The following is a 21250-nucleotide window of genomic DNA, read 5'->3' as shown; positions in this document are numbered from 1 at the left end:
CACACGACACCATGAGCAATACCAACCAATCCACCGGTTTCACCCACGAGAAGGTCGAGACCAGCAACTTCCTGATGATCGTGCTGATCCTGCTGGTCGTCGCCATCGGCGGCCTGGTCGAGATCGTGCCGCTGTTCTTCCAGAAGTCCACCACCGAGCCGATCGCCGGCCTCAAGCCCTACACCGCGCTGCAGCTGGCCGGCCGCGACGTCTACCAGCGCGAAGGCTGCTACAACTGCCACTCGCAGATGATCCGGCCGTTCCGCGCCGAGACCATGCGCTACGGGCACTACTCGGTCGCCGGCGAGTTCGTCTACGACCGCCCGTTCCAGTGGGGCAGCAAGCGCACCGGCCCCGACCTGCACCGTGTCGGCGGCAAGTACAGCGACGAGTGGCACCGCATCCACCTCGTGAATCCGCGCGACGTGGTGCCCGAGTCCAACATGCCGGCCTATCCGTGGCTGGAGAAGAACACCGTGGACGCAGCCGCCATGCCCAGGCACATGAAGGCCCTGCGCACCGTCGGCGTGCCGTACACCGATGCCGAGATCGCCGGCGCCGCCGAGGCGGTGAAGGGCAAGACCGAAATGGAAGCGCTCATCGCCTACCTGCAGGGCATGGGCCGCACGCTGAAATAGGAAACAGGGAGCACCAATGGACATCACCTTCCTGCGCATAGCCTCCACGCTGGCCAGCCTGGTCGCCTTCCTGGCCATCGTCTGGTGGGCGTACGACCGCCGCAACCGCGAGCACTTCCAGGAAGCGGGCCAGATCCCGTTCGACCACGACCAGTAAGCCGGGGACCCCATGAGCGATTTCAATACCGAATTCTGGTCGGTGTACGTGGCCGGACTCACCGTGGTGAGCATCGTCGCGTGCCTGCTGCTGCTGTGGATCACGGCCCGCGGCAAGACGCCTTCAGCCACCGCCGACAACACGACCGGCCACGTCTGGGACGACGACCTGCGCGAGATGAACAACCCGATGCCGCGCTGGTGGATGTGGCTGTTCGTCATCACCATCGTGTTCTCGCTGCTGTACCTGGTGGCCTACCCGGGCCTGGGCAGTTACCAGGGCGAGCTGCGCTGGACCACGCGCGGCGAGTACGACGCCGAGGTGCAGCAGGCCAACAAGGAGCTGGCGCCGCTGTATGCGCAGTTCACCGCCAGGAAGACCGAGGACCTCGCCGGCGACGCGAACGCGATGGCGATCGGCGAGCGGCTGTTCATGAACAACTGCGCGCAGTGCCACGGCTCGGATGCGCGCGGCAGCAAGAGCTTCCCGAACCTCGCGGATGCCGACTGGCTTTACGGCGGCAGCCCCGACAAGATCAGGGAGACGATCACGCAGGGGCGCAAGGGCCTGATGCCGCCGATGGCGGCGGCCGTGGGCACGCCCGAGGACGTGAGGAACGTCGCGCACTACGTGCTGAGCCTGTCGAACGGCCCGCACGACTCGGTCCGCGCGCAGCTGGGCAAGACGAAGTTCACCGCGTGCGCCGCCTGCCACGGCATGGACGGCAAGGGCAACCAGGCGATGGGCGCGCCCAACCTCACCGACGACGTATGGCTGCACGGCTGGGGCGAGCAGGCGATCGTCAACATGATCACCGCCGGCAAGGCCAACGAAATGCCGGCGCAGGCCGGCAAGCTGACCGACGCGCAGATCCACGTGCTCGCTACCTACGTCTGGAGCCTCGGCAACAAGCCGGCGCCGGCGAAGCCTTGAGGGGGGCCGGTGCAGCAGCAGGCCACGCGCAAGGTGATCCCGATCGCCTCGGTCCCGGTTGACGCGGGCGGCGGCGGCTCCCTCTACGAAGCGCAGAAGAAGATCTATCCGCGCGAGGCCAAGGGCCTCTTCGCGCGCTGGCGCTGGGCGTTCGTCTGGCTCACGCAGATCATCTTCTACGGGCTGCCCTGGCTCGAATGGGGCCAGCGCCAGGCGGTCCTGTTCGACCTCGGCGCGCGCCGCTTCTACATCTTCGGGTACGTGCTGTACCCGCAGGACTTCATCTACCTCACCGCGCTGCTGGTGATCAGCGCGCTGTCGCTGTTCCTGTTCACCGCCGTGGCGGGGCGGCTGTGGTGCGGCTTCTCGTGCCCGCAGACCGTCTACACGGAGATCTTCCTGTGGATCGAGCGCCAGGTCGAGGGCAGCCGGGTCGCCCGGATGCGGCTGGACGCCGGTCCCATGTCGCCGGCCAAGCTCGCCCGCAAGGGTGTCAAGCACTTCATCTGGATCGCCGTCGCGTTCTGGACCGGCTTTACCTTCGTCGGCTATTTCTCGTCGATCCGCCAGCTCGGCGCAGACCTCATGGGCCTGCAACTGAGCTCGTGGGAGGTGTTCTGGGTGTTCTTCTACGGCTTCGCCACCTACGGCAATGCCGGCTTCCTGCGCGAGCAGGTGTGCAAGTACATGTGCCCGTACGCGCGCTTCCAGAGCGCGATGTTCGACCCCGACACGCTGATCGTGAGCTACGACGCCGGCCGCGGCGAGCCGCGCGGCTCGCGCTCGCGCAAGGCCGACCCGGCGGCGCTCTCGCTCGGCTCCTGCGTCGACTGCAGCCTGTGCGTGCAGGTGTGCCCGACCGGCATCGACATCCGCAACGGGCTGCAGTACGAGTGCATCGGCTGCGCGGCCTGCGTCGACGTGTGCGACACGGTGATGGAGAAGATGAACTACCCCAAGGGGCTGATCCGCTTCACCACGCAGAACGCGCTCGCCAAGGGCTGGGACAAGCCGCAGATGTGGCGCCGCGTCCTGCGGCCGCGGGTGCTGGTCTACGGCGCGGTGCTGGCCGCGCTGGCCCTGGTGCTGGTGGCGAGCCTCGTGGCGCGCACGCCGCTGAAGGTCGACGTGGTGCGCGACCGCGCGGCGCTGTCGCGCATCGTCCCCGGCGGCAAGCTGGAGAACGTGTATCGCCTGCAGGTCATGAACGCGACGGAGGAGTCCCAGACCTATCGCATCGCCGCCGAAGGCCTGCCGGGGCTGGTCGTGGCCTCGGAAGCGCAGGTGCAGGTCGGCGCGGCGGAAGCCCGCTGGGTGGCCGTGCGGCTGCAGATTCCCTACGGGTCCGCGCCCCCAGGCTCGCACCCGATCCACTTCAACATCGGCACGGCCGCGGGCGACGCTCACGTGAGCGAGAAGTCCGTGTTCCTCGTGCCTCGCTAAGGATTCCCGCCATGAGCATTCCCACCGATCGCAGCGCCCCCTGGTGGTCGCACGGCTACGTGTGGCTGGTGATCGCCGGGCCGGCCGCGGTGATCGTCGCCGGCTTCGTCACTGTGTGGCTGGCCGTGCGCACGCCCGATCCGGTCGTCGACGCCGACTATTACCGCCGCGGTATCGAGATCAACAAGACGCTGGCCCGCGAGAAGGCGCTGCTGCCGGCGCTGCAGGGCCGCAACCACGCGGCGACGCCACCGGCCGATCCGCAGTAAAGTCCGCCCTTTCCAACCGAGGAGGCGAACGATGACCAACCTCAACGTGATGCGGGTGGTCTGGCCCGCTTTTTTGGCCGCGTGCCTGCTGGAACTGGTGGTGTTCGCGGTGGTGGATCCGGCCGCGCTCGCCTCGTCCGACCGGCCGCTGGGACTTTCGGCGCAGGGCGTCTACACGCTGGCGTTCTTCGCGTTCTGGGCGATCAGCGCCGCTGCGTGCGCGCTCACCATGCTGCTGTTGAAGACAGCCGCCGAAGTGAACGGATGTCCGTTCAAGCCGCAGGAGCGGCCGCAGGGCTGTCCCCATCCCGCCGGCAAAGCGTGAGAGGCTGTGAACGAATTCCTCACGCCCGCGCGAGCCTTGTTCGTGACCCGAATCTCGTTGCCTGTGTGAGGCGCCCCGTCGCGGGCGCGATCAATTCATTCACAGCCTCTGAGCGGGCGCGCTCAGGTTTTCGCCGCTTCCCCGGCATCGGCCCGCGGCGACCGGATCACCAGCACCGGCACCGGCGCCATGCGCACGATCTGCTCCGCGCCGCTGCCCATCAGGATCCGGCCGACGCCGCGCCGGCCGTGGGTGCCGACGACGATCAGATCGGCGTTCCAGCGGCGCGCCTCGTCGGCCACCACCTCCGGCAACCGTTCGCCGAGATTGTCGTACAGCACTTCCTCGGCTTCGACGCCCGCCTCGCGCGCGGTGGCGACGCCGCTCGCCAGGATGCCGGCACCGGTCTCGCGCATGATCTTCTGCAGGTCGCCGGCATAGCCGCCGAACTGGTCGTACCCCGTGAGGTAGGCCATTTCCTCCACGACGTGGACCAGCCGCACGCGGCCGCCGCTTTCCCGGGCGAGTCCCAGCGCCGTGGCGAGCGCCTGGTTCGAGGTCTGGCTTCCGTCGACGGGAACGATGATGCGCTGGTACATGGCTGGCCTCCTTGCCCTTCGCATTATCGGCGCGCTGCGAGCCAGCGCGCGGCCAGCGGGAGGAGGCCGCCGGCGACCGCGGAGCCCAGCGCGAGCAGCCGCGCCCAACGGCTGCGCCGCAGCAGCCGGCCGGCGACCAGGGCGACGCCGGCCAGTGCCAGCTGCGTGCGCAACTGGGCAAGCAGTGCCGCCGAGCGATCGCGCTGGAGGGCGATCTCGCGCACCAGCGCCGCGCGGCGCCGCACGATGGCCTGCAGGCGGGTGTTCATGGCTGTTCGCCGAGCCGTTGCGCGTCCTGGTCGAGTTCGGCGAGGGTCGCGGCGAGGAACGCCGGCTTGTCGCGCAGCGCCGCCGCCAGCCGCCAGCCGGTGAGGACGGCGGCCAGCGCGAAGAAGCCGGTGACGCCGACCGCCGCGGCCAGCCGGGCCTCGTCCCAGAAGTAGATGATCACGGTCGCGCCGGCGCCGAACAGGGCCAGCGTGAGCAGCAGCGCGGTGACCATCGCCCGTGCCAGCAGCAGGCCCAGGCGCAGGACTTCCTCCTCGAGTTCCAGCGAGGCCAGTTCGAGGCGCTGGCGCAGCAGCAGCACCGAGCCGGCTGCCAAGCGCGCGAAAGTGCGCCCCAGCGCCACCGGCTACCTGCGGCCGATCAGGAGGCCCACCAGTACGCCGATGCCGGCGCCGACGGCGATCGATTCCCATGGGTGGTCGCGGACGTACCCGTCGGTGGCGCGGCCGGCGCGGCGCGCGCCGTCGATCATCTGGTCCTCGAACGTGTCGAGTTCCTGGCGCGCCGCTTTCAGGCTCGCCTCCAGGCGTTCGCGTGCCTCGGCATAGCCTTCGCCTGCCTGGTTCGCGGCCGCCCGCAGCAGTTGCTCGGCGTCGCTCACGACAGCGCGGAAGTCGTCCGCCAGTCGGTTGGTTCCTTCCTTGAGGGGATGCATCGCCTGGTCCATGCTGTCGCTCCGAAGTCCGTATCCAGTCTAGGTCCCGCCCCCCCGGATTCGTTGACCGCGATCAAACGCTCCGGCGCGCCCCGCCGGTCGAGCGTCGCGGGGCGGAGCGCGGCCTTTGGCCACGGTTGGGCGGGCGCGTTGACGTGCATCAACGGTGCCGGCCCGCGGGTGCAATAACGTGCACGTTCGCACCGTCCCACCTCCATGATCCCTTCGTTCACCGACCGCGCCGCCGCGGGCAAGGCCCTTGCGCAACGGCTGCAGGTCTATGCCGGGCGTGGTGACGTCGTCGTGATGGCCCTCGTGCGCGGCGGCGTTCCGGTCGCCGCCGAAGTGGCAAGGGCGCTGCGCGCGCCGCTGGAGCTGCTGATCGTGCGCAAGCTGCCGATGCCCGGGCGACCGGAGGTGGCGCTGGGCGCGATCGCCGGCGGCGGCGCGATGTACGTGGATCCGCAACTGGCCGCCGAGTGCGGCGTCACGCCGGCGCAGCTGGAAACCATCGTCGCCGCCGAAAGCGTGGAACTGATCCGGCGGCACGCGATGTACTCGGCGCGGCCGACGATGGCGCCCGAAGGGCGCACGGTGATCGTGGTCGACGACTGCCTCGTGACGGGCGCGTCGATGTGCGCGGCACTGAAGACGCTGCGCAGCGCCAAGCCCGCCTGGGTGGTGGCCGCGGTGCCGGTCGGGCCGTGCGACGGCGGGGACCGCATCGGCACGGTGGCCGACGAATTCGTCTGCGTGCTCGATGCGCCCGGGTTCCACGACGCGCGCCAGTTCTACGCCGACTTCAGCCCGGTGTCGGACGACACGGTGCGCGACCTCCTGGCGCGCGGCGCGGGCGATCGGCCGCAGCCACCGGCTTGACACCGGTCAACGTTGCGGCGGGGCCGCTGCCTATATTCAATTCGAAGGAGCCACGGCGGGTGGGCGCTGCCCGCCGTGCCGCACGAATGGGACGAGCATCTCTTTCCCGCGTCATCGCCGGCCTGGCCGGCGCCGCGTCCGTCGCGCTGCTGGCCGGCTGCGGTTCGCTGCTGCCGCGGGGTACCACCGACACGCCGGCCGGTTTCGCCACGTTCGAGGAAGCGGAGGCGGCCGCCAGGCGCGTGGAGGGCCTGAAGACGCGGACCGAAGACCTCAAGGCGCTCGGCTTCGACGTGACGGGTGGGAGCAACGTGACGCTGATCCCGTATCCGGACATCGTGGCGCGGCTCGCGCCTCATCCCGGGGTGGCGGTGGACCAGCTCGACCCCGGCATCCGCGAGTGCATCCACGCCCAGTCCGCCTGCCGCGGCTACCTGTTCCACTTCGAGCGGCTGGACCGCAAGCGCCAGGGCAGCTTCTGGCTCGACTTCCTGAACCTGCGCCGCCACACCTTCATCCGGGGGTGGTGGTTCGACGCGCTGTTCGTCGTGAGCGACGGGATGGTGCTCTTCCGCAATTTCGGCGGGCAGGCGAGCACCGACCGGGTGGAAAAGCAGGTCAACCCGCTCGGCCCCTTCCAGCCCGCGGGCGAGTCGGCCGGCTGGCAGCTCATTCATTAGCGTCCTCCGGACCCGCCGCTGCGCGGCCGCCTCCATTGTCCCTTGCCGGTCTGCGGTAAATTGGGGGCCTTGTCGCGCCTGTCATACTGAGCCGTGCCCCTTTCTTCCATCAGCAGTCTTGATGTCGCCGCCCTGGCCGGCGACCCCGGTGATGCCGCGGGCCTCCTGGCCGGCGTGCTGGACTCCGCCATGGATGCCATCATCACCACCGATGAGCAGCAGAACATCGTCCTCTTCAATCGCGCCGCCGAGAAGATCTTCGGCTGGCCGCGCCAGGAAATCCTGCGCCAGCCGCTGGAGAAACTGATTCCGCAGCGCTTTCGCGCGACGCACGCGAGCCAGGTGCGCCGCTTCGGCCAGGCCGGCGTGACCTCGCGCCGGATGGGCGCGCTGAACGTGGTCTACGGGGTGCGGGCCAGCGGGGAGGAGTTCCCGATGGACGCGTCCATCTCCCAGCTCGAGACCCCCCGCGGCAAGCTCTACACGGTGATCCTGCGCGACATCACCGAGCGGCTGCGGGCCGAGGAGGAGCAGTCCCGGCTGGCCGCCCGCCTGGCCGGGCTGCTGGACTCCGCCATGGACGCGATCATCACGGTGGACGAAACGCAGCACATCGTCCTCTACAACCGCGCCGCGGAGAAGATCTTCGGCTGGCCCAGCCAGCAGGCGCTCGGGCGCAGCGTGGAGTTCCTGATGCCCGAACGCTTCCGGGCCACCCACGCCGAACACGTCCGGCGCTTCGGCAGCACCGGGACCACGTCGCGGCGCATGGGCGACGGCACGATCCTGTACGGGCTGCGCGCGAGCGGCGAGGAGTTCCCGATGGAGGCCTCGATCTCCCAGCTGGACACCGGCGAAGGCAAGCTGTACACGGTGATCCTGCGCGACATCTCCGAGCGCGTGCAGGCGCAGGAGGAGCTCAGCCAGTTCGCCGCCGAGGCCCATGCGATCCGGGAAGGCGAGAAGAGCCGGGTCGCGCGCGAGCTGCACGACGAGCTGGCCCAGTCGCTCACGGCGCTGAAGATGGACACGATCTGGCTGCGCGACCGCGCGGGCGCGCAGCCGGCGGAGACGACCGCCAAACTGGAGCAGATGGTCTCCATGCTCGACACCACGGTCGCGGCGACCCGGCGCATCGCGGCGGACCTGCGGCCGCTGCTGCTGGACGACCTCGGGCTGCACCCGGCCATCGAGTGGCTGGCCAACAACTTCACCCAGCGCACGGGGGTGCCGTGCGAGGTGAACGTCGACGAGGACATCGAGCTGCGGGAGCCGTATGCGACGGCGGTGTTCCGCATCGTGCAGGAGTCGCTGGCCAACGCGGCCAAGCATGCCGCCGCCACCGAGGTGAGCGTGCTGGTGGCGCGCACGCCGAGGGCGGTGGTGCTTGAAGTGTCCGACAATGGCCGCGGCTTCGACACCGGCGCGCCGCGCAAGCCCTTGTCGCTGGGCCTGATGGGCCTGCGCGAGCGGGCGCACCTGCTCAAGGGCACCGCCAACATCGAAAGCGAGCCGGGGCGCGGCACGCGCATCGAGGTCCGGATCCCCGTGGAGCAAGAGGAGACAGTGCAGTGATCAGGATCGTGATTGCCGACGACCACGCCATCGTCCGCGAAGGGCTCAAGCGGATCGTGTCCGAGGTGAAGGACATGCAGGTGCTCGGCGAGGCGGCCGACGGCACGCAGGTGATGCAGCGGGTGCGCGAGCTGGAGTTCGACGTGCTGGTGCTGGATCTGTCGATGCCGGGGCGCAGCGGCATGGAGCTGATCAAGCTGGTGCGGGCCGAGAAGCCGAAGCTGCGGATCCTGGTCCTCAGCATGCACCAGGAACTGCAGTACGCCGTGCGCGCCATCAAATCGGGCGCGAGCGGCTATCTCACCAAGGAAAGCGCGCCTTCGCAGCTGGAGCAGGCGATCCGCAAGATCGCCGGCGGCGGCGCCTACGTGTCGGCCGAGGTGGCGGAGCAGCTCGCGCTCGGCGCGATGCCGGGCAGCGAGGTTGACCCGCACTCGTCGCTGTCCGACCGCGAGTTCGAGGTGTTCCGCTTGCTGGCGGCCGGGGTGTCGGTGACCGACATCGCCGCGCGGCTCAAGCTGTCCGTGAAGACCGTGAGCACCCACAAGGCCAACCTGATGCAGAAGATGGGCCTGAACAACGCGACGGAGCTGATCCGGTACGCGATCAAGCACGGGCTGGCGGACTCGATCGAGCCTTGACCCGGGCTTGACCCGGGTCAATCCGGGCGCGCCGGCCCCGGCCTACCGTTCCTGCACCGCCAACCAAGCCAAGGAGTGGTGCCGTGAAGGAATCCCTGACCCAACTGCTGGTGCACCTGGACGCCTCGCCGCATGCCAGCCGGCGCCTGGAAGTCGCGCGTTCGATCGCGCAGACGCATGGGGCGGCCGTCACCGCCCTCTATGCGGTCACGCCCGCGCTGCTGGTCGTGCCGTTCGCGCCCGAAGCCGGTCCTAGCGTCGCGAACACCCTCGGCCAGATCGACGCCGAGCGCCGCGACCAGGCCCGCGCGGCTTTCGATCGCAGCCCTGCCGTGCCCGGCGTGCACGCCGCCTGGGCCGAAGTGGAGGACTACCCGATCGTGCCGGCCGTGGTGCGGCAGGCGCTCTACGCCGACCTGCTGGTGCTGGGGCAGTACGACCCCGAGGACAGCGAGGCGGCCGGGATCCCGTTCGACTTCCCCGAGCAGGTGATGGCCGGCAGCGGCAAGCCGGCGCTGGTCCTGCCGTTCGCCGGCCTGCCGGCGGCGGTCGGGCAGAACGTCGTCATTGCCTGGAAAGCCACCCGCGAAGCCGCGCGTGCCGTCAGCGCCGCCGTACCGCTGCTGCAGCGCGCGCGCCGGGTCCACGTGGTGGCCTGGGGCGAGGACGATGAGCAGGTAAGCGGCGCCCGCCTCGACCTGGACGGCTACCTCAAGTTGCGCGGCGTCGAGCCGGTGTGGCATCGCGAAGGCGGCGTGGAGCCGGCCGACCTGGGCGACCTGCTGCTGTCGCGCGCGTTCGACCTGGAGGCCGACCTGCTCGTGATGGGTTGCTACGGGCACAGCCGCGCGCGCGAGTGGGTGCTGGGCGGGACCTCGCGGACGGTGCTGCGCTCGATGACGCTGCCGGTGCTGATGGCGCACTGAGCGGGACGCGGCGGGCGCGGTGCTGCCCGCCTGCCCCGCCGATTGACGGGAGTCAACGGGGTGATCCCCAATTGGCGCTATGCTTGACGGCCCGCACCGCCGGATGCACCGATGAAACCCGCCTGGACCCTGATCGCCAATGGCACGCGCGCGCGCCTGCTGCAACAGGACGCGGGCGCCCCCATGGTGATCCTCGAGAGCTTCATCCATCCGGTGCGGCCGGCCGACGGCTTCGCCCCCGGTCCCAGCCTGTTCGGCGACCTGGAGGCCGACTGGGTCCGCGGCCACCAGCACACCGAGTTCGCGCGCGAACTGGCCCACCTGCTCGAACAGGAGGCGCAGCTGGAACACTACCGCAGCCTCACGGTCTTCGCGTGCTGCCCCTTCCTGGGCGAACTGCTGGAGGAGTTCGGCAAGGCCACGCGGGCCCGGCTGGCAGCGGCGCACGACGCGGACCTCACCGGCTTCACCCTGAGCGAGATCGAAGAGCGCATCGCGCAGGAACTCGCGGCGAATCACTGACGCGCGGGCGTCGGCGCGTGCGGTGCAAGGCCGTGCGCAGCGGCCAGGCCCAGCAGCGGCTGCAGGTCGGCCAGCAGTCGATCCGGCGCCGCCTGCGCGATCGGCTGGCCCATGTTGTAGCCATAGGTGACCGCCCAGACGGGGACGCCCGCGGCGCGCGCCGCGGCCACGTCGATGCTGGAGTCGCCGACGAGCAGGCACTGGCGCGGCGGCGCGCCGAAGGCGGCCATGCAGGCCCGCAGGCCCCCCGGATCGGGCTTCTTCGCCGGCGCGGTGTCGCCGTTCAGCACGGCATCGAGCAGCGGGGTGAGGCCGTGCTGCTGCAGGACGAGGTTCGTGAAAGCCTGCTCCTTGTTCGTGACCACCGCCAGCCGCACGCCGCACCGGCGCAGTTCCCACAGCACCTCCCGCACGCGCGGATAGAGGCGGCTGCGCGTGCCGCAGCGCCGCCCGTAGTGGCGCGCGAATTCCGCGGCCAGCGTTTCGAAGCTGTCGCTGGCCCGCACCAGTTCCGCCGGCCTGGCCGCCGCGAACGCGATCGCCTGCGCCAGGAGTGTGCGCGTGCCATGGCCGATCCAGTCCCGCACCTGCCGTTCCTCGACCAGCGGCAGCCCGAACTGCTGCAGCGTGTCGTTGACGGCGTCCTGGATCTCGCCGGCCGTGGCGACCAGCGTGCCGTCCAGGTCGAACATCACGAGCCGCAGCGGGGGCACGGCGGCGCTGCTCACTTCGCCGGCACCAGCTCGCCGACGGCGCCGGCGACGGCGCGCGCGTGCGGCGCCACGACCGCGCGCACCGCCTGCGCGATGGCGTCGCTGGTGATGCCGAAGTGCCGATACAGGTCCGTGGCCGGAGCCGACTCGCCGAAGGTGGCGATGCCGATCACTGTGCCGTCGCGACCCACGTACTTGTGCCAGAAGTCCGGCTGCGCGGCCTCCACCGCGACGGCCGGCAGGTGGCGCGCCAGCACCTCGTCGCGGTACGCCCGGGGTTGGCGGTCGAAACGGGCAGTGCACGGCATCGAGACGACGCGCACCGCGATGCCCTCCGCGCCGAGCTGGGCCTGGGCCTGCAGCGCCAGCGACACCTCCGAGCCCGTGGCCAGGATCACGGCCTGCGCACCGGAGGCGTCCGAAAGCACATAGCCGCCGCGACGGATGCGTGCGGCGAGGGCGGCGTCGCGGGCCGCGGGCGGCAGGTTCTGCCGCGACAGGCACAGCGCGGACGGGCCATCCGGGCGCTCGATCGCGCAGCTCCAGGCCACCGCCGTTTCCAGGCCGTCGCACGGCCGCCAGACGTCGAGGTTGGGGACGAGGCGCAGGGACGGGACGTGCTCCACGCTCTGGTGCGTGGGGCCGTCCTCGCCCAGGCCGATCGAATCGTGGGTGAGCACGTGCACGACGCGCAGCTTCATCAGCGCCGCCATGCGGATCGCGTTGCGGCTGTAGTCGCTGAACGTCAGGAAGGTGCCGCCGTACGGCAGATGCCCGCCGTGCAGCGCCATGCCGTTCATCATCGCCGCCATCGCGAACTCGCGCACGCCGTAGGAGAGGTGATTGCCCCAGCGGTCGCGGCCGGCGCGCGTGCAGCCCTCGAAGTTGGTGAGGTTGGAAGCCGTGAGGTCGGCCGAACCGCCGAAGAATTCCGGTACCAGCGGCGCCAGCGCGTCGAGCGCCAGCTGGCTGGCCTTGCGCGTGGCGACCGCTTCGGCACGCCCGGCGGCCTGGGCCAGCAGAACCGGCAACTGCTCGCGATAGCGGGCCGTGAGCTCGCCGCGCATGCGGCGTTCGAATTCGGCGGCGTCTTCGGGAAACAGCGCGCGATAGGCTTCGAAGCGCTCGCGCCACTCGCGCTCGGCAGCAGCGCCGCGCTCACGCGCATCCCAGGCCTGCGCCACGTCGGCCGGCACCTCGAACGGGGCCGCGGTCCAGCCCAGGGCCCGCCGGGTCATCGCCACTTCGTCGGCGCCGAGCGCCGCACCGTGCACGTCGTGGCTGCCAGCCTTGTTGGGCGAGCCCCTGCCGATCGTCGTCTTGCAGCAGATCAGCGTCGGACGCTCGCCGCGCGCAGCCAGTTCACGCGCTGCGCGCAACGCCGCTTCGAGCTGCAGCGTGTCGTGGCCGTCGACGCCGCGGATCACGTTCCAGCCGTAGGCCTCGAAGCGCCTGGGCGTGTCGTCGGCGAACCACTCCTGCACGTGGCCGTCGATCGAGATGCCGTTGTCGTCGTACAGCGCCACCAGCTTGGACAGGCCCAGCGTGCCGGCCAGCGAACAGGCCTCGTGGCTGAGGCCCTCCATGAGGCAGCCGTCGCCGAGGAACACGTAGGTGAAGTGGTCGACGATGTCGTGGCGCCGGCCCTGGTGTTCGCGGTTGAACTGCTGCGCCAGCAGCTTCTCGGCGAGCGCCATGCCAACCGCATTGGCCAGGCCCTGGCCCAGTGGGCCGGTGGTGGTTTCCACACCGGGCGTGACACCGACCTCGGGGTGGCCCGGCGTGCGGCTGTGCAGGCGGCGGAAGTTCTTCAGGTCGTCGGTCGTGAGGTCGTAGCCGGTGAGGTGCAGCAGCGCATAGAGCAGCATGGACGCATGGCCGTTGGACAGGACGAAGCGGTCGCGGTCCGGCCAGTGCGGATTGGCCGGGTTGTGCTTCAGGTGGCGATGCCACAGCACCTGGGCCATGTCGGCCATGCCCATCGGGGCGCCGGGGTGGCCGGAACTGGCGCGTTCCACCGCATCGACGGCGAGCATGCGCAGGGCGTCGGCCATGCGGCGGGCGAGTTGGGGCGAAACGGCGTTCTGCATCGGTGCGCTCCTCAGGCCTTGCCGAGCGCCCGCTGCCGGCGCTCCATCATCCGCCACACGAAGGGCGTGAAGATCAGCTGCATGGCCAGTTCCATCTTGCCGCCTGGGACCACGATGGTGTTGGCGCGCGACATGAACGAGTCGTGGATCATGTTCAGCAGGTACTGGAAGTCGATGCCCTTGGGCCTGGCGAAGCGGATCACGACGAAGCTCTCGTCGGGCGCCGGGATCTCGCGGGCGATGAACGGATTCGAGGTGTCCACGCACGGCACCCGCTGGAAATTGACGTGGGTGTGCGTGAACTGCGGGCAGATGTAGTGCACATAGTCCGGCATGCGGCGCAGGATGGTGTCGGTCACCGCTTCGGTGGAGTAGCCGCGCTTGGACTTGTCGCGCCACAGCTTCTGGATCCATTCCAGATTGATCACCGGCACCACGCCGATCAGCAGGTCGGGGTACTTGGCGATGTTGACGTCGTCGGTGACGACGGCACCGTGCAGTCCCTCGTAGAACAGCAGGTCGGTGGCCGGCGGGACCTCCTCCCACGGTGTGAACGTGCCGGGCGGCTGCTTGTACGGCGCGGCCTCCTCGTCGTCGTGCAGGTAGCGGCGGCGCTGGCCGCTGCCGGTCTCGCCATAGCTGCGGAACAACTGCTCGAGCTCGGGGAACAGGTTGTTCTCGGGCCCGAAGTGGCTGAAGTTGCGGTCACCGGCCTGCTCCGCTTCGGCCTGGCGCATCTTCATCTCCTCGCGGTTGTAGCGGTGGAAGCTGTCGCCCTCGATGACGGCGGCGTTGACGCCTTCGCGGCGGAAGATGTTCTCGAAGGTGCGGGTGACCGACGTGGTGCCGGCGCCGGACGAGCCGGTGATGGCGATGATGGGATGGCGTTCTGACATGAGGCCCTCTCGATGTGAATCCCTAGGCGGCGCGGAACAGGCTGCGCTCGGCGAACAGCGGTGCCTCCAGCCCCTGGCCCTGCGGCTCGGCGTGGTAGCGTTCTATGCGCTCGACCTCGTGGCGCGACCCGAACACCAGCCCGATGCGCTGGTGCAGCAGCATCGGCTCGACCTCCAGCACGCGCTCGTGCCCGGTGCTGGCGCGCCCGCCGGCCTGTTCCATGACGAAGGCGACCGGATTGGCCTCGTACAGCAACCGCAGGCGCCCGGCCTTTGCCGGGTCCTTCATGTCGCGCGGATACAGGAAGACGCCGCCGCGCATCAGGATGCGGTGCGCCTCGGCCACCAGGGAGGCGATCCAGCGCATGTTGAAGTCCTTGTCGCGGGGCCCGTCGCGCCCGGCCAGGCATTCGTCGACGTAGCGCTTGACCGGCGGCTCCCAGAAGCGGCTGTTGGACGCGTTGATCGCGAACTCGCGGGTGTCGGCCGGCACCTGCAGGTGCGGGTGGGTGAGCATGAATTCGCCCAGTTGCGGATCGAGCGTGAAGCCGACGACGCCGTTGCCGACGGTGAGCACCAGCATGGTCGCCGGTCCATAGATTGCATAGCCGGCCGCCACCTGCTTCGTGCCGGGCTGCAGGAAGTCGGCTTCGGCGAGGTCGCGGCCGGCCGCGTCGTCGGGCGCCCGCAGCACCGAGAAGATGCTGCCCACGGCGACGTTGACGTCGATGTTGCTCGATCCGTCCAGCGGATCGAACAGCAGCAGGTACTTGCCGCGCGGATAGCGCTGCGGAATGGGGTAGGGCGCCTCCATCTCCTCGGACGCCATGCCGGCCAGCTGCCCGCCCCACTCGTTCAGGCGCACGAACACCTCGTTGCTCAGCACGTCCAGGCGCATCTGCCGCTCGCCCTGCACGTTGATGGCGGCGCTCGCGCCGTCGGGCTGGTGGCCCAGCATGCCGCCCAGCTCGCCCCAGGCGACCGCCTGCGCGATGGCCTTGCAGGCCAGGGCGACGTCCAGAACCAGCGCGTTGAAATCGCCGCTCGCGCCCGGAAACCGCCGGCGCTGGTCGATCAGGTACTGCGTGAGGGTGGGGCGTTGCGAGAGGATCATGGCGGTGCTTCCGGAAGGCGCGGGTTCAGTCCAGGGTGGCGGCGGCCTGCTCGCGCAGGCGCGCGATCACGCCGCGGTAGCCGCCGTCGGGATCGGGCGCGCCGAACACGGCGCTGCCGGCGACGAAGGTGTCGGCCCCGGCGCGGGCGATGCGGGCGATGTTGTCGGCCTTGACGCCGCCGTCGACCTCCAGCCGGATCGGGCGGCCGCCGCGCGCGGCATGGGCATCGATGCGCTGCCGGGCCTCGCGCAGTTTCGGCAGCGTGGCCTCGATGAACTGCTGGCCGCCGAAGCCGGGGTTGACGCTCATGATCAGGATCATGTCCAGCTTGTCCATCACGTGCGTGGCCCAGTCCAGCGGCGTCGCCGGGTTGAACACCAGCCCGGCCTGGCAGCCCTGCTCCCTGATCAGGGCCAGCGTGCGGTCGACATGCCGGGAGGCTTCCGGGTGGAAGGTGATGATCGAAGCGCCGGCCTTGGCGAACAGCGGCACCAGGGCGTCGACCGGCTCGACCATCAGGTGGACGTCGATCGGCAGCGTGGTGTGTCGCCGCACCGCCTCGCAGACCATGGGGCCAATGGTGAGGTTCGGCACGTAATGGTTGTCCATCACGTCGAAGTGCACGAGGTCGGCGGTGGCGGCCTCGATCGCGCGCACTTCCTCGCCGAGCCGCGCGAAGTCGGCCGACAGCAGCGACGGCGCGATGCGGATGTCGCGGGCCCTCACGCCGCGGCTCCTGCGCGCTGGGCGGCGCGCCATTCCCGCAAGGCGCCGATCCCGACGCCGCCCAGGTCCAGCAGCACCCGCAGCGCTCCGCTGAAGTCGTGGTGGCCGGTGAAGCGCGTCGGCGTGACGATGGTCGCCAGCCCGGCGCCGGTCGCCGCCCGCAGGCCGTTGGCCGAGTCCTCGAACGCGAGGCAGGCAGCGGCCGGCAGGTTCATCGCGGCGAGCGCCTGCAGGTAGACCTGCGGGTGCGGCTTCTTGACCGGCGCGGTCGACGCATCGGCGATCACCGAGAAGTTCAGGCGCCAGTCGGCACCCATGGCTCGCCGCAGCAGCGCCGCGATGTTCACCGGCGACGTGGTGGTGGCGATGGCGACGCTGATGCCTTGCGCCCGGGCCTGGCCGATCAGCTCCAGCACGCCGGGACGCAGCGACACGGCGCCGCTGTTGACCATGGCTTCGTAGGCGGCGGTCTTCAGGTCGTGCAGGCGCTGCACTGTGTCGGCGACGCCGCTGCCGCTCACGTCGAGGACCCCGCCGCGAATCGTCTTCCAGTAATGCAGGATCCGCTCCCTGCCGCCGGAGACGTCGAGCAGGCGCGTGTACAGCGGCTCGTCCCAGTGCCAGTCGAAGCCGGCCTGCGCGAACGCATGGTTGAACGCGGCGCGGTGGGCCCGCTCGGTGTCGGCGAGCGTGCCGTCGACGTCGAAGATCAGGGCTTGCAGCGGGATGGGCTTCACGGTCGCTTCCTCAGGTGGTGGTCTGGAAGACGCGGCTGGCCAGGATGTCCTGGGCCTCGATCGTGGTGAGTTCCGCCGCCGTGAGTTCGCGGTCGCGCTCGCCGAACAGGCGGCTCGCCTGCCGCAGGCGCGCCCGGTCCAGCGCGTTGCGCACGCTGCGGGCGTTGGCGAAGTGCGGCTGCGCGACGCGCAGCGCCAGGTAACGCTCGAGTGCCTGCACGGCGCCGTCGCCCAGCCGGTAGTCCTGGGCCGACAGCATCTTCGAGGCGATCTCCAGCAGTTCCCGCGGCGCGTAGTCCGGGAAGTCGAGGTGGTGCGCGATCCGCGAGCTCATGCCGGGGTTGCTCTGGAAGAAGGTGTCCATGCGGTCCTTGTAGCCGGCGAGGATCACGACGATGTCGTCGCGCTGGTTCTCCATCACCTGGAGCAGGATCTCGATGGCTTCCTGCCCGTAGTCGCGCTCGTTCTCGGGCCGGTACAGGTAATACGCCTCGTCGATGAACAGCACGCCGCCCATCGCCTTCTTCAGCACTTCCTTGGTCTTCGGCGCCGTATGGCCGATGTACTGGCCGACCAGGTCGTCGCGGGTGACGGCGACCAGGTGGCCTTTGCGCACGTAACCCAGGCGGTGCAGGATCTGCGCCATGCGCATGGCCACCGTGGTCTTGCCGGTGCCCGGATTGCCGGTGAAGGACATATGCAGGCTGGGCGTGCGCGCCGTGAGTTCCAGGTTCAGCCGCAGCTTGTCGATCACCAGCAGCGCGGCGATGTCGCGGATGCGGGACTTGACCGGCGCGAGGCCGACCAGATCCCGGTCCAGTTCTTCCAGCACGGACTCGACCTGCGATTGCGCCAGCACTTCGCCGACGGAGCGCGCGAGGCGCGGCGGCGTCGTGTCGGCTGGCACGGCCGCGGCCGACGCGGCCGGCCGGAACATCGGCACAGGCTGGTTCATGGATGGTCCCGGCTCAGGAGCGCTCGGCTTCCGGCTTGCCGGCAGCGTCGGCGCGCGTCGTGTAGCGCATCGTGCGGCCGCCGACCTCCTGCCGCTCCAGCGCAAGGCCCGGCTCGGGGTCGGGGCGGTTCACGATGAAACTCATGGCGATCGACTCGATGCCCCGGGTGGAGTCGAAGGCCATCAGGCGGATGTAGTGGCGCGGGAAGGCCTTGCGACATTCGTTCACTTCCGCGAGCACGCCGGCGGCGTCCTTCAGGTCGAACATCGGCATGCCGAACATCTCCCAGTAGGTGTTGCGCGGATGCGGGTCGTCGGTGTACTCGACGCTCCAGGCATGGCCCCGGTCCAGCCCGTACTGGATCTGCAGCGAGATCTCGGCGTCGGTCAGGTCGGGCAGGAAACTGAACTGGCCTTGCGTCAGCCGGCCTGTGGGGTTGGTCATCATGGTCTTGCTCCTGATCAGAGGTGCCCGGGCAACCGCTGTCGCTTGTTGGTCCGGCACCTGGTTTTTGGCTTAGGCGACCGCCGGCGTCACCGCATAGTCGCTGCTGTCGGTGGACTGGTAGTTGAAGGTGACGTCGCCCCAGGTGTCGAGCGCCGCCTTCAACGGACCGCACCACTGGGCAGCCTTGCGCAGCACCTCGGGTCCTTCCAGCAGCAGGTCCACGCCTTCGTTGCGCGCCTTGACCATGGCCTCCAGCGCGACGCGATTCGCCACCGCGCCGGCCTGGATGCCTTGCGGGTGGCCGATGGTGCCGCCGCCGAACTGCAGGATGCAGTCGTCGCCGAACAGGTCCAGCAGCTGGTGCATCTGGCCGGCGTGGATGCCGCCAGAGGCGACCGGCATCACCTTCTTGGTGTCGGCCCAGTCCATGTCGAAGTACAGGCCGCGCGGCAGGTCGGTCTTGGTGTAGCTGTCGCGGCAGACGTTGTAATAGCCTTGCACGGTGAGCGGATCGCCCTCCAGCTTGCCGACCGCCGTGCCGGCGTGCAGGTGGTCGCAGCCGGCCAGGCGCAGCCACTTGGCAATCACGCGGAAGCTCACGCCGTGGTTCTTCTGCCGGGTATAGGTGCCGTGGCCGGCGCGGTGCATGTGCATCACCATGTCGTTGCGGCGGCACCATTCGGCCATCGACTGGATCGCGGTCCAGCCGATCACCAGGTCCACCATGACCACCACCGACCCGAGCTCCCTGGCGAACCCGGCGCGCTCGTACATCGCTTCCATCGTGCCGGCCGTGACGTTCAGGTACGAACCCTTCACTTCGCCGGTGACGGCCTGCGCCTTGTTGACGGCGTCCATCACGTACAGGAAGCGGTCGCGCCAGTGCATGAATGGCTGCGAGTTGATGTTCTCGTCGTCCTTCATGAAATCGAGGCCGCCCTTGAGGCCCTCGTAGATCACCCGGCCGTAGTTGCGGCCCGACAGGCCCAGCTTCGGCTTGGTGGTGGCGCCGAGCAGCGGGCGGCCGAACTTGTCCAGGCGCTCGCGTTCGACCACCAGGCCGGTCGGCGGCCCCTTGAAGGTCTTCACATAAGCCACCGGGATGCGGATGTCCTCCAGGCGCGCGGCCTTCAGCGGCTTGAACGAGAACACGTTGCCGATCAGGCTCGCCGTCATGTTGGCGATGGAGCCCTCCTCGAACAGGATCAGGTCGTAGGCGACCCACGCGAAATACTGGCCCGGCGCGTTGGGCACCGGTTCGCAGCGGTACGCCTTCGCGCGATAACTGTCGCAGGCAGTCAGACGATCGGTCCACACGACAGTCCACGTGGCGGTGGACGATTCGCCCGCCACCGCAGCCGCTGCTTCCTCGGGCTCCACGCCTTCCTGCGGCGTGATCCGGAACAGGCACAGGACGTCGGTGTCCTTCGGCTGGTAGTCGGGCACCCAGTAGCCCATCTGCCGGTATTTGAGGACGCCCGCGCTGTAGCGCTTCTTCGCGTCGGTGATCTGCGTGTCGCCCATCGTTGCTCCTGGTTGGCTGCTCGAATGGGCGGACTATAAGTATTCGCTTAAATAAGGTACATTCAAACTTTCTTCACTCGTGATTCAGGTTCCGTGAATGAAGAACGCCACCTTCCGCCAGCTGCGCGTGTTCAGCGAGGTCGCGCGCCACCTCAGCTTCAGCAAGGCCGCGCAGGCGCTGCATCTGACGCCGCCGGCGGTGACGATGCAGGTCAAGGAGCTGGAGGCCGACGTCGGGCTGCCGTTGTTCGACCGCAGCGGGCGCGCGGTTTCGCTCACGACGCCGGGCGAGTACATGCTGGTCTACGCGCGCCGCATGCTCGCCACGCTGAAGGATGCGGAGGATGCGGCCGCGCGGCTCAAGCACGTCGAGGCCGGCACCCTGACCATCGGGATGGTCAGCACGGCGAAATACTTCCTGCCGCGGCTGCTGGCCGAATTCCGGCGCGAGCACGAGGGGGTGGAGATCCGGCTGGCCGAAGGCAACCGCGAGAAGCTGGTGAAGATGCTGCAGGGCAACGAAGTGGACGTCGCCGTGATGGGGCGCCCGCCGCGGGAACTGGCCACGCGCGCGGAGCCGTTCGCGGCGCATCCGCACGTGTTCGTCGCGCCCGTCGACCATCCGCTGGTGAAGGAGGGCGGCACGCCGACGGTGGAGTCGCTGCGGCCCTGGGGCTTCATCGTGCGCGAGCAGGGCTCGGGCACGCGCGCGGCGCTCGAGAAGTTCCTGGAGGAGGCTCGCCTGGAGCCGCGCATCGACATGGAGATGGGCAGCAACGAGACCATCAAGCAGGCCGTCATGGCCGGCATGGGCATCAGCTTCCTGTCGCTGCACACGCTGCAGCTCGAACTCGACAACCGGCTGCTGGCGCTGCTGCACGTGGAGGGCTCGCCCGTGGTGCGGGCGTGGAACGTGGTGCACACGCTGTCGAAGGTGCTGTCGCCGGCGGCCGAGGCGTTCCGCTACTTCGTGCTGGAGCGCGGCGAGGCCTACCTCGCCGAGCATTTCTCGGCGCACCTGCCGCTGGCGGCGCCGGAACCGTCCCCGCCGCGGCGGCGCCGCGCCGTCAAGGCTTGATGTAGGCGAACTTCTCGCGCTGCTGCAGCTGGCCGATGCGCGCGACGCCCGACGGGGTGAACTCGGCGTCCATGATGAACTGGTCTTTCTTGAGGTTGCGGTTGCGCAGCGTGATCTCGCAGACCTCGAACCGGACCCCCCGCGACTTGAGGGCGCTCACCAGCGACGCGTAGTCGATGTTGGGATTCTTCCTGTCCTTGGCGCCTTCCATCAGGAAGTCGACGCCGTCGGCGTGCGTGACGACGACGATCTTCGTGTCCGGCGCGACGTCGAGGTGGTTGCGGATGTTGCGCAGTCCCTTGGTGGCCTGGGCTTCCGCGTTGTCGATGTGATAGACCACCTTGTCCTGGGCGAGGGCGCTGCCCCACACCAGGAAGCTGGCCGTCAAGGCGATGAAGAAGGCGGCGATGCGGTTCACTGTTGTCTCCCTGTGCTCTC

At 69.5% G+C, this 21250-nt stretch carries 27 protein-coding genes; 13 read left to right on the top strand and 14 right to left on the bottom strand.

What is annotated here, in order from left to right:
- Positions 1-11 precede the first annotated feature (11 nt).
- The 6 genes from ccoO to RAMLITH_RS08070 are packed head-to-tail and all read left to right on the top strand — an operon-like array spanning position 12 to position 3765.
- Positions 12-638 carry a cytochrome-c oxidase, cbb3-type subunit II gene (gene ccoO, locus RAMLITH_RS08095; protein ID WP_168106856.1) on the top strand — a complete coding sequence of 209 codons (627 nt, stop codon included), beginning with the start codon at positions 12-14 and terminating at the stop codon, positions 636-638.
- 16 nt (positions 639-654) lie between these two features.
- On the top strand, positions 655-795 hold the full coding sequence (locus tag RAMLITH_RS08090; protein ID WP_168106855.1) for a cbb3-type cytochrome oxidase subunit 3: 141 nt from the start codon (positions 655-657) through the stop codon (positions 793-795).
- A 12-nt stretch (positions 796-807) separates the two neighbouring features.
- The gene (ccoP, locus tag RAMLITH_RS08085) at positions 808-1728 is read left to right on the top strand and encodes a cytochrome-c oxidase, cbb3-type subunit III (protein ID WP_168106854.1); all 921 of its coding nucleotides are present in this window, start codon (positions 808-810) and stop codon (positions 1726-1728) included.
- Positions 1729-1737: 9 nt separating this feature from the next.
- Positions 1738-3171 (top strand): cytochrome c oxidase accessory protein CcoG, encoded by a 1434-nt coding sequence (gene ccoG / locus RAMLITH_RS08080; RefSeq protein ID WP_168106853.1) that lies wholly within the window; start codon positions 1738-1740, stop codon positions 3169-3171.
- Between the two features lie 11 nt (positions 3172-3182).
- Entirely contained in the window at positions 3183-3440 is a 258-nt protein-coding gene (locus tag RAMLITH_RS08075) for a FixH family protein (RefSeq protein ID WP_168106852.1), read from the top strand.
- A gap of 31 nt (positions 3441-3471) precedes the next feature.
- Positions 3472-3765, top strand: coding sequence for a hypothetical protein (locus RAMLITH_RS08070; protein WP_168106851.1), 294 nt, complete (start codon positions 3472-3474; stop codon positions 3763-3765).
- Positions 3766-3887: 122 nt separating this feature from the next.
- Here the strand turns inward: RAMLITH_RS08070 and RAMLITH_RS08065 are convergent, their stop codons facing one another.
- From RAMLITH_RS08065 to RAMLITH_RS08050, 4 genes are read right to left on the bottom strand one after another with little or no spacing between them, the layout of a single operon-like run.
- Positions 3888-4364: a universal stress protein gene (locus RAMLITH_RS08065; protein WP_168106850.1), complete on the bottom strand. Its 477-nt coding sequence runs from the start codon at positions 4362-4364 to the stop codon at positions 3888-3890.
- A gap of 23 nt (positions 4365-4387) precedes the next feature.
- The gene (locus RAMLITH_RS08060; protein WP_168106849.1) at positions 4388-4633 is read right to left on the bottom strand and encodes a hypothetical protein; all 246 of its coding nucleotides are present in this window, start codon (positions 4631-4633) and stop codon (positions 4388-4390) included.
- Entirely contained in the window at positions 4630-4995 is a 366-nt protein-coding gene (locus tag RAMLITH_RS08055; protein WP_337786123.1) for a phage holin family protein, read from the bottom strand. The genes RAMLITH_RS08060 and RAMLITH_RS08055 overlap by 4 nt, the downstream gene beginning before the upstream one ends.
- Positions 4996-4998: 3 nt before the next feature.
- Positions 4999-5319, bottom strand: coding sequence for an ElaB/YgaM/YqjD family protein (locus RAMLITH_RS08050; RefSeq protein WP_168106847.1), 321 nt, complete (start codon positions 5317-5319; stop codon positions 4999-5001).
- Positions 5320-5523: 204 nt separating this feature from the next.
- Here RAMLITH_RS08050 and RAMLITH_RS08045 point away from each other — a divergent pair, with 204 nt between their 5' ends.
- The 6 genes from RAMLITH_RS08045 to RAMLITH_RS08020 all read left to right on the top strand — a co-directional run bounded on the left by RAMLITH_RS08045 (position 5524) and on the right by RAMLITH_RS08020 (position 10530).
- Positions 5524-6186, top strand: coding sequence for a phosphoribosyltransferase (locus RAMLITH_RS08045; protein ID WP_168106846.1), 663 nt, complete (start codon positions 5524-5526; stop codon positions 6184-6186).
- 86 nt (positions 6187-6272) lie between these two features.
- Entirely contained in the window at positions 6273-6866 is a 594-nt protein-coding gene (locus tag RAMLITH_RS08040) for a hypothetical protein (RefSeq protein WP_168106845.1), read from the top strand.
- Positions 6867-6959: 93 nt separating this feature from the next.
- Entirely contained in the window at positions 6960-8441 is a 1482-nt protein-coding gene (locus RAMLITH_RS08035; RefSeq protein WP_337786122.1) for a PAS domain-containing sensor histidine kinase, read from the top strand.
- Positions 8438-9082, top strand: coding sequence for a response regulator (locus RAMLITH_RS08030; protein WP_168106844.1), 645 nt, complete (start codon positions 8438-8440; stop codon positions 9080-9082). Before RAMLITH_RS08035 ends, RAMLITH_RS08030 begins: the two co-directional genes overlap by 4 nt.
- Before the next feature lie 83 nt (positions 9083-9165).
- A complete protein-coding gene (locus tag RAMLITH_RS08025; protein WP_181017762.1) occupies positions 9166-10008 on the top strand; it encodes a universal stress protein in 843 nt (280 codons plus the stop codon).
- A 111-nt stretch (positions 10009-10119) separates the two neighbouring features.
- Positions 10120-10530, top strand: a complete 411-nt coding sequence (locus tag RAMLITH_RS08020) for a host attachment protein (RefSeq protein ID WP_168106843.1) — start codon at positions 10120-10122, stop codon at positions 10528-10530.
- Here RAMLITH_RS08020 and gph read toward each other — a convergent pair.
- From gph to RAMLITH_RS07975, 9 genes are all read right to left on the bottom strand, one after another.
- Positions 10524-11258, bottom strand: coding sequence for a phosphoglycolate phosphatase (gene gph / locus RAMLITH_RS08015; RefSeq protein ID WP_337786121.1), 735 nt, complete (start codon positions 11256-11258; stop codon positions 10524-10526). The two genes, RAMLITH_RS08020 and gph, sit on opposite strands and share 7 nt — an antisense overlap.
- On the bottom strand, positions 11255-13333 hold the full coding sequence (gene tkt / locus RAMLITH_RS08010) for a transketolase (RefSeq protein WP_168106842.1): 2079 nt from the start codon (positions 13331-13333) through the stop codon (positions 11255-11257). Before tkt ends, gph begins: the two co-directional genes overlap by 4 nt.
- 11 nt (positions 13334-13344) lie before the next feature.
- Positions 13345-14229, bottom strand: coding sequence for a phosphoribulokinase (locus tag RAMLITH_RS08005; protein WP_168106841.1), 885 nt, complete (start codon positions 14227-14229; stop codon positions 13345-13347).
- A gap of 22 nt (positions 14230-14251) precedes the next feature.
- Positions 14252-15343: a class 1 fructose-bisphosphatase gene (locus RAMLITH_RS08000; protein WP_168106840.1), complete on the bottom strand. Its 1092-nt coding sequence runs from the start codon at positions 15341-15343 to the stop codon at positions 14252-14254.
- A gap of 25 nt (positions 15344-15368) precedes the next feature.
- Complete coding sequence (rpe, locus tag RAMLITH_RS07995; protein WP_420376894.1) at positions 15369-16070, bottom strand: ribulose-phosphate 3-epimerase; 702 nt, start codon at positions 16068-16070, stop codon at positions 15369-15371.
- The gene (locus RAMLITH_RS07990; RefSeq protein ID WP_337786120.1) at positions 16067-16807 is read right to left on the bottom strand and encodes an HAD-IA family hydrolase; all 741 of its coding nucleotides are present in this window, start codon (positions 16805-16807) and stop codon (positions 16067-16069) included. The genes rpe and RAMLITH_RS07990 overlap by 4 nt, the downstream gene beginning before the upstream one ends.
- A gap of 10 nt (positions 16808-16817) precedes the next feature.
- Complete coding sequence (cbbX, locus tag RAMLITH_RS07985; protein ID WP_238344076.1) at positions 16818-17762, bottom strand: CbbX protein; 945 nt, start codon at positions 17760-17762, stop codon at positions 16818-16820.
- A gap of 13 nt (positions 17763-17775) precedes the next feature.
- Positions 17776-18210 (bottom strand): ribulose bisphosphate carboxylase small subunit, encoded by a 435-nt coding sequence (locus tag RAMLITH_RS07980; protein WP_168106838.1) that lies wholly within the window; start codon positions 18208-18210, stop codon positions 17776-17778.
- A gap of 69 nt (positions 18211-18279) precedes the next feature.
- Positions 18280-19734: a ribulose-bisphosphate carboxylase large subunit gene (locus RAMLITH_RS07975; protein ID WP_168106837.1), complete on the bottom strand. Its 1455-nt coding sequence runs from the start codon at positions 19732-19734 to the stop codon at positions 18280-18282.
- 97 nt (positions 19735-19831) lie between these two features.
- On the opposite strand from RAMLITH_RS07975, the gene RAMLITH_RS07970 reads away from it, so the two are divergent.
- Complete coding sequence (locus RAMLITH_RS07970) at positions 19832-20812, top strand: LysR family transcriptional regulator (protein ID WP_168106836.1); 981 nt, start codon at positions 19832-19834, stop codon at positions 20810-20812.
- Here the strand turns inward: RAMLITH_RS07970 and RAMLITH_RS07965 are convergent.
- Complete coding sequence (locus tag RAMLITH_RS07965; RefSeq protein WP_420376899.1) at positions 20802-21221, bottom strand: DsrE family protein; 420 nt, start codon at positions 21219-21221, stop codon at positions 20802-20804. The two genes, RAMLITH_RS07970 and RAMLITH_RS07965, sit on opposite strands and share 11 nt — an antisense overlap.
- Positions 21222-21250: the final 29 nt, after the last annotated feature.

It is taken from the genome of Ramlibacter lithotrophicus (assembly GCF_012184415.1).
Classification (GTDB): Bacteria; Pseudomonadota; Gammaproteobacteria; order Burkholderiales; family Burkholderiaceae_C; genus Ramlibacter; species Ramlibacter lithotrophicus.
The sequence above is the reverse complement of the archived record's forward strand: the minus strand, read 5'-3'. Positions and strand labels throughout refer to the sequence as shown.

Coding starts and splice junctions, on each gene's coding strand:
- RAMLITH_RS07975 (WP_168106837.1), bottom strand. CDS start 19,734: ATGGGCGACACGCAGATCACCGACGCGAAGAAGCGCTACAGCGCGGGC.
- RAMLITH_RS08060 (WP_168106849.1), bottom strand. CDS start 4,633: ATGAACACCCGCCTGCAGGCCATCGTGCGGCGCCGCGCGGCGCTGGTG.
- ccoP (WP_168106854.1), top strand. CDS start 808: ATGAGCGATTTCAATACCGAATTCTGGTCGGTGTACGTGGCCGGACTC.
- RAMLITH_RS07980 (WP_168106838.1), bottom strand. CDS start 18,210: ATGATGACCAACCCCACAGGCCGGCTGACGCAAGGCCAGTTCAGTTTC.
- cbbX (WP_238344076.1), bottom strand. CDS start 17,762: ATGAACCAGCCTGTGCCGATGTTCCGGCCGGCCGCGTCGGCCGCGGCC.
- RAMLITH_RS08065 (WP_168106850.1), bottom strand. CDS start 4,364: ATGTACCAGCGCATCATCGTTCCCGTCGACGGAAGCCAGACCTCGAAC.
- RAMLITH_RS08090 (WP_168106855.1), top strand. CDS start 655: ATGGACATCACCTTCCTGCGCATAGCCTCCACGCTGGCCAGCCTGGTC.
- RAMLITH_RS08045 (WP_168106846.1), top strand. CDS start 5,524: ATGATCCCTTCGTTCACCGACCGCGCCGCCGCGGGCAAGGCCCTTGCG.
- RAMLITH_RS08040 (WP_168106845.1), top strand. CDS start 6,273: ATGGGACGAGCATCTCTTTCCCGCGTCATCGCCGGCCTGGCCGGCGCC.
- tkt (WP_168106842.1), bottom strand. CDS start 13,333: ATGCAGAACGCCGTTTCGCCCCAACTCGCCCGCCGCATGGCCGACGCC.
- RAMLITH_RS08020 (WP_168106843.1), top strand. CDS start 10,120: ATGAAACCCGCCTGGACCCTGATCGCCAATGGCACGCGCGCGCGCCTG.
- RAMLITH_RS08005 (WP_168106841.1), bottom strand. CDS start 14,229: ATGTCAGAACGCCATCCCATCATCGCCATCACCGGCTCGTCCGGCGCC.
- ccoO (WP_168106856.1), top strand. CDS start 12: ATGAGCAATACCAACCAATCCACCGGTTTCACCCACGAGAAGGTCGAG.
- RAMLITH_RS08000 (WP_168106840.1), bottom strand. CDS start 15,343: ATGATCCTCTCGCAACGCCCCACCCTCACGCAGTACCTGATCGACCAG.
- RAMLITH_RS08070 (WP_168106851.1), top strand. CDS start 3,472: ATGACCAACCTCAACGTGATGCGGGTGGTCTGGCCCGCTTTTTTGGCC.
- RAMLITH_RS08050 (WP_168106847.1), bottom strand. CDS start 5,319: ATGGACCAGGCGATGCATCCCCTCAAGGAAGGAACCAACCGACTGGCG.
- RAMLITH_RS07970 (WP_168106836.1), top strand. CDS start 19,832: ATGAAGAACGCCACCTTCCGCCAGCTGCGCGTGTTCAGCGAGGTCGCG.
- RAMLITH_RS08075 (WP_168106852.1), top strand. CDS start 3,183: ATGAGCATTCCCACCGATCGCAGCGCCCCCTGGTGGTCGCACGGCTAC.